We start from the raw sequence: 5,717 nt of genomic DNA, 5'->3' as shown, positions 1-5,717 counted from the left end.
GAATGAAGAGGTTCAAATTCAGGTGGCTGAAGCGATGTGTAGCCAGAGTGCTGTATATGGTCTGAACAAAGACTTCCTCACAGCTCTAAAATCGCATTCAATGTTACTTGAAGCATTTCATAACTCAGAAAACAGTGAGATTAAAAAAATCATAGCTAATTCAAAAGCCAATATTGCAGAACAAGCATTACTTTATGAAACGCCAGAGCAAGTCCTTATTCGTGTTGCAGAGGCAGAAAAATACTCAGAGAACCCACAGCTCTTAGCCGTAATGCAGTTTATCCGCTTTCTACTTGACGATAAATCGATTGAAGAGGTGTTTACTGCCTTAACCAAAATCCCAACGGAAATGGAATTAAAATGGGCCTTTAGAGAGATTAACGATTATCTAACCGATAATTTTGAAGGTATAAAGCAACAACAGATTCAAGCTGTTGTACAGTATTTTGAGCAGCATAAAGATATTGAACAATTAAGGGTTGAATTAGGAATTAAAGGCTAGCTCAATATAAATTAAATATCGCCGTAAACGACGACCTTTAGGGCGGGCTTTAGCGTGTTAAATATCCTTGAGCTTTATCGCGGGGTTACCAGCAACAACAGTGTTCGCAGCCACGTCTTTGGTTACTACCGACCCTGCGCCCACAACAGCGTTTTCGCCAATGGTAACGCCAGCTAACACAATAACTCCCGCGCCAATCCACACGTTATTACCAATAGTAATCGGTGCTGCAAAGTTTTCTTTATTGAGTCGCTCTGTGGGGTTAACCGCATGAGATACGGCCAATAGTTGAACGTTTGGGCCGATTAAACAATCGTCGCCAATGCTTATGGCTCCTTCATTTATTGGCGCATCCAACACAGTGCAGTTAATGTTTATAAAAGTCCGATCACCTATATGCATTTGCGAGCCATAGTCACAATGAAAGCCCGCTTCAATAATTACTCCATCACCACAGTGTGAGCATAATTCTTTTATTCGCTTTAAATTACCTTTACTGGGGCTTTTATTAAATAAGCGGCAAATTTCGTGCACAGCTTTACGCTGCGCTAGATTCTCTTTACTAATACTATTAAATGACTGCATATCAATTTTGTTTAACTTAAATAATGGTGTCTAGCTTAACCTACTTTAAGCATGATGATAATTTGAATAAAACTGTGCTTTTTTTACGCATTCACTTGCCATTTATTATGTTTCGTTTAAAATTCACTAACTTTCGAAACGAAACTTAATTGTAATCACTTATGACCAAACGTAACACTCAGCAACGCCGCCATCTGATCCTCACTCAAGTTAATGAATTAGGTGAAGTGGCTGTCGATATTTTAGCTGAACAGTTTCAAACATCAGAAGTAACTATTCGAAAAGACTTAACCGCGCTTGAAAAAAGTGGCTTATTGCTGCGCCGTTACGGCGGTGCTATTGCTCTGCCTAAAGAGATTGTTAGCGATGAGATTGATTCTAAGCGCAAAGTCGCAATAGCAAAAGCTGCAGCGACGCTTATAAAAGATCATAACCGCATTATTATTGATAGCGGGCGTACTACGGCCGCCATGATCCCAGAACTTGCAAATAAACGCGGATTAGTTGTAATGACTAATGCGATTAAAGTGGCGAGTCGTTTACTCTCACTTGAAAACGAACCAACCCTTTTGATGACAGGTGGAACGTGGGATCCGCATTCTGAATCGTTTCAAGGGCAAGTAGCTGAAAATGTTCTATGCTCATATGATTTTGATCAGCTATTTATTGGTGCTGATGGCATTGATGTAGCGCGTGGAACAACCACGTTTAATGAACTTGTTGGATTAAGCCAAGTGATGGCTAAAGCGGCGCGCGAAGTTATTGTGCTGGTTGAGTCAGAAAAGATTGGCCGAAAAATACCAAATTTAGAATTACCGTGGCAAACAGTAACCACATTAATAACCGACAGTGGCTTAGCAAGTAATAAACGTGCAGCCATAGAGGCGTGTGGTGTAAAACTAATTTGCGCAGAAATTATGGAATAGCAACTAAAACGTAAGTTGCTAGAATTAAAAAATTAATGGAGACACTATGTGTGGAATCGTTGGGGCTGTTGCAGAACGTCCAGTAAATAAAATCTTAGTTGAAGGCCTTAAGCGTCTTGAGTACCGCGGTTATGACTCAGCAGGTGTAGCTTTACTTGAAGGCAATACACTTAATACAGTTAAAGCAGTTGGTAAGGTTGTAAACTTAGAGTCAGCACTTGAACAAGCTGGTGTTAGCGGCCACACAGGTATTGCACACACTCGTTGGGCGACTCATGGCGGTGTAACTGAAGCCAATGCTCACCCACATGTTTCAAGCAATCAATTAGCACTTGTACATAACGGAATCATTGAAAACCACGCAAGTTTGCGTGCAGCACTTAAAGGCGACGGTTACGAGTTTTTATCAGACACCGACACTGAAGTCATGGTGCATTTAATTCATCAGTTACGTCAGCAGCACACCACTTTATTAGCGTCAGTTCAAGCTGCTGTTAAGCAGTTTGAAGGTGCATTTGGTACCGTTGTGTTTGATAAAGCGAATGATAACGAAATTATTGTAGCTCGCTCAGGTAGCCCGTTAGTTATTGGTTTAGGCCTTGGTGAAAACTTTATTGCTTCTGATCAACTTGCATTATTACCAGTGACTCGCAGCTTTATCTTCTTAGAAGAAGGTGATGTAGCGCGTATTACTCGCGACACTGTAGAAATTTTTGATGCAGATGGCAACGCGGTTGAGCGTGAAGTTGTTGAATCAAACATCACACAAGATGCATCAGGCAAAGGTGATTACCGTCACTACATGCTAAAAGAAATTTATGAGCAGCCACTTGCAGTACGTAACACCCTTGAAGGACGTTTAAACGATGACCGCGTAGCGATTGATGCTTTTGGCGATAGCGCACAGCAAATATTTAAAGACGTAAAACACGTACAAATTATTGCCTGTGGTACGTCATACCACTCAGGTATGGTTGCTCGTTACTGGCTTGAGCAATATGCAGGTGTTAGCTGTAACGTAGAAATTGCCTCTGAGTTCCGTTACCGTCAGTCATTTGTACACGAAAATAGCCTACTAGTAACTATTTCACAATCAGGCGAAACGGCTGATACTTTAGCTGCACTGCGTTTAGCTAAAGAGCAAGGCTATATGGGGTCAATGACTATTTGTAACGTACCTGGCTCATCGCTTGTGCGAGAATCAGACCTTGCCTTTATGACCAAAGCAGGCGCTGAAATTGGTGTAGCCTCTACTAAAGCATTTACTACACAGCTTGTTGGTTTGTTAATGCTTACTGCGTCTATTGCGCAAGAGAAAGGCTTAGATCAAAGCGCGATTGTTAACGCTATTAAACTGCTACCAGCTAAATTAGAAGAAACGCTACTATTGGCTGATGGCATTGCAGACCTTGCTGAAGAATTTGCTGATAAACACCATTCACTGTTTTTAGGGCGCGGCTCACAATACCCAATCGCGATGGAAGGCGCACTTAAGCTTAAAGAGATTTCATACATTCACGCTGAAGCCTACGCAGCAGGTGAGCTTAAACACGGCCCATTAGCGCTTATTGATGCTGACATGCCAATTATTGTTGTAGCACCAAACAATGAATTGCTTGAAAAGCTTAAATCAAACGTAGAAGAAGTACGTGCTCGCGGCGGCATCATTTATGTATTCGCTGATAAAGACTCACACTTTGAGTCAGACGACACAATGCGTGTAATCAACGTAAACCACGTAGATGACGTAATTGCCCCTGTTGTATATACAATTCCACTACAGTTACTGTCGTACTATGTAGCGGTCATTAAAGGCACTGATGTTGACCAACCACGTAACCTAGCAAAATCGGTTACAGTTGAGTAAAATCAAAAGGTTATAGGTTTTTATTAATGTTAAAAAAGCGCTTAAGGCGCTTTTTTTGTGCCTGAAACTCTGTTAGCTTAAGTAACTTATTATTCTCTAAGGGGTTAGTCATGCGTTTATTAACCGTTATTTGTTTTGTTAGCTTTAGTATTTTTAGTTCACAAAGTGCCTTTGCACAATCTGGCACTAAACAGCAAAGTACAGATTACTCTCAGTACACACATACTATTAAATCGGTTGTTTTAAACGAAGAACGCACAGTTGTCGTGCAATTGCCTAAAAGCTACCAAGCTCAGCCAAATAAGGTATACCCAGTTGTTTATCGCTTAGATGGGGCGGGTAATATACCGCTTGCGAGTGTTGTTATTGAGCGTTTACAAAATGATAATCGTGCTCCAGAGGTAATTATTGTCGCTATTGAAAACACTAATCGACTTAGAGATTTTTATCCTACAGTGAACAAGGAACCGCAGGGCCCAGTTGGTGAAGGGGGCGGTGCATCAACGTTTTTAGCGTTCTTTGAGCAAGAACTTATTCCTTTAATAAATAAGAACTATCGCACGCATGACTATAAGGTTATATCTGGCGCCTCTGCGGGTGGTGTATTTGCGCTATACGCGTTGCAGGCAAACCCAAAACTATTTCAAGCGCATATTGCTTATAGCCCCGCAGTTTGGTGGAACTATGGCGCAATGGTAAAAAGCACAAAATCATTTATAGCTAAAACGAAAGACCTGAATAACTACGTGTACATCAATATTGGCGAAGAAGCCGGCATAATGCGTGAAAGGTACAATGAATTGAAGCAATCACTGCAATCGCATAAAGTGCCAGGGTTACGCTTCTCTAGTGATGCGTTTGATGGTATCTCGCATAACTTAACTTCCTCTGCTGGCGCATTTAATGCCTATTACAACTTATTTTTACCTAAACAAATGCCTATAAGTGCTTTAACTGACGATTTAGCGTCTATTGATACTTATTATCAAAACTTATCTCAGCAATGGGGTGAGCAAATATCTCCACCAGATCGCGCTGTTAGATTACTTGGTTATAACTTAACGGACAGCAAGCAGTTTACCCGTGCTATAGAGGTGTTTAAGTACAATATAAAAAATCACCCCAAATCAGTCGATGCGCTTTCAGCCTTATCATATGGCTATGAAATGCAGGGTGATACTCGCCAAGCGTTTGAACAGATGGAGTCGGCTTTAGCCATTGCAGATGACTCATATCCTTATTTAAATTACTTAAAAGAAACAAAAGTCAGGTTACAAGCAGAACTGAGTAAGAACTAATAATATTGCCAACTTAGTTGTTGGCTTTTTATGAAAGCCTCTTTAAGTTTGGAGTGCTCTCGGTGACAGTCAAATTAATTACAAGAGTAGGGTTTAGATTCAAAGAGTGATCTTTAACGTGATTAAAGCTTTACCAAACAAATTAGAAGAAGCAATATTACTTGCTGATGGTATTGCAGACTAAGAAGAGTTTACTGGTAAATACTCATACTGTGAGTCAGATGACTATGCGTGTAATCACTGTCGCACTATAAAGCGGTAATTAAAGCACAGATGTTGACGAACCACGCAATTTGGCAAAGTCGGCCTAAAAATTTTAAAATCAATAGGCGACAGGTTTGATGTAAAAGGCGCTTTGTGCTCCTTTTTAGTCTGCGCGATTACCTAAATCATAGGCAAAGTAGCCATAGGCAATTACGAACATCAAACCTATAAATGATATATGCATTACGCGAGCTAAAATTAGATCGATAGGTCTGGCGTGTCGCAAAATGGCTTCGTCATTAACAACCGTCGCTTTTGCGGGTTTTTGCCGCCTT

General features: G+C 40.7%; 4 protein-coding genes and 1 pseudogene. 4 read left to right on the top strand and 1 reads right to left on the bottom strand.

The features are described from left to right. Window positions 1-502, top strand: a pseudogene (locus tag CWB77_RS17240) (tetratricopeptide repeat protein); the annotation flags it as partial. A gap of 57 nt (window positions 503-559) precedes the next feature. Here CWB77_RS17240 and CWB77_RS17235 read toward each other — a convergent pair. Beyond that, a complete protein-coding gene (locus CWB77_RS17235) occupies window positions 560-1,087 on the bottom strand; it encodes a sugar O-acetyltransferase (protein ID WP_138623769.1) in 528 nt (175 codons plus the stop codon). Between the two features lie 161 nt (window positions 1,088-1,248). Here CWB77_RS17235 and CWB77_RS17230 point away from each other — a divergent pair, with 161 nt between their 5' ends. The 3 genes from CWB77_RS17230 (at window position 1,249) to CWB77_RS17220 (ending at window position 5,178) form a co-directional block, all read left to right on the top strand. After that, entirely contained in the window at window positions 1,249-2,013 is a 765-nt protein-coding gene (locus CWB77_RS17230) for a DeoR/GlpR family DNA-binding transcription regulator (protein ID WP_138623767.1), read from the top strand. Between the two features lie 46 nt (window positions 2,014-2,059). Next, entirely contained in the window at window positions 2,060-3,880 is a 1,821-nt protein-coding gene (gene glmS / locus CWB77_RS17225) for a glutamine--fructose-6-phosphate transaminase (isomerizing) (RefSeq protein ID WP_010392174.1), read from the top strand. A 110-nt stretch (window positions 3,881-3,990) separates the two neighbouring features. Continuing rightward, on the top strand, window positions 3,991-5,178 hold the full coding sequence (locus CWB77_RS17220; RefSeq protein WP_138623765.1) for an alpha/beta hydrolase-fold protein: 1,188 nt from the start codon (window positions 3,991-3,993) through the stop codon (window positions 5,176-5,178). Window positions 5,179-5,717: the final 539 nt, after the last annotated feature.

Origin of the sequence: Pseudoalteromonas sp. S1610 (assembly GCF_005887465.1) — a bacterium.
In the GTDB taxonomy this organism is placed as follows: Bacteria; Pseudomonadota; Gammaproteobacteria; order Enterobacterales; family Alteromonadaceae; genus Pseudoalteromonas; species Pseudoalteromonas undina.
This window is presented reverse-complemented; position numbering and strand designations above follow the sequence as displayed.

Bases quoted from the DNA above. Each gene is read 5' to 3' on its own strand.
- CWB77_RS17235 (WP_138623769.1), bottom strand. From the start codon at position 1,087: ATGCAGTCATTTAATAGTATTAGTAAAGAGAATCTAGCGCAGCGTAAA.
- CWB77_RS17230 (WP_138623767.1), top strand. From the start codon at position 1,249: ATGACCAAACGTAACACTCAGCAACGCCGCCATCTGATCCTCACTCAA.
- glmS (WP_010392174.1), top strand. From the start codon at position 2,060: ATGTGTGGAATCGTTGGGGCTGTTGCAGAACGTCCAGTAAATAAAATC.
- CWB77_RS17220 (WP_138623765.1), top strand. From the start codon at position 3,991: ATGCGTTTATTAACCGTTATTTGTTTTGTTAGCTTTAGTATTTTTAGT.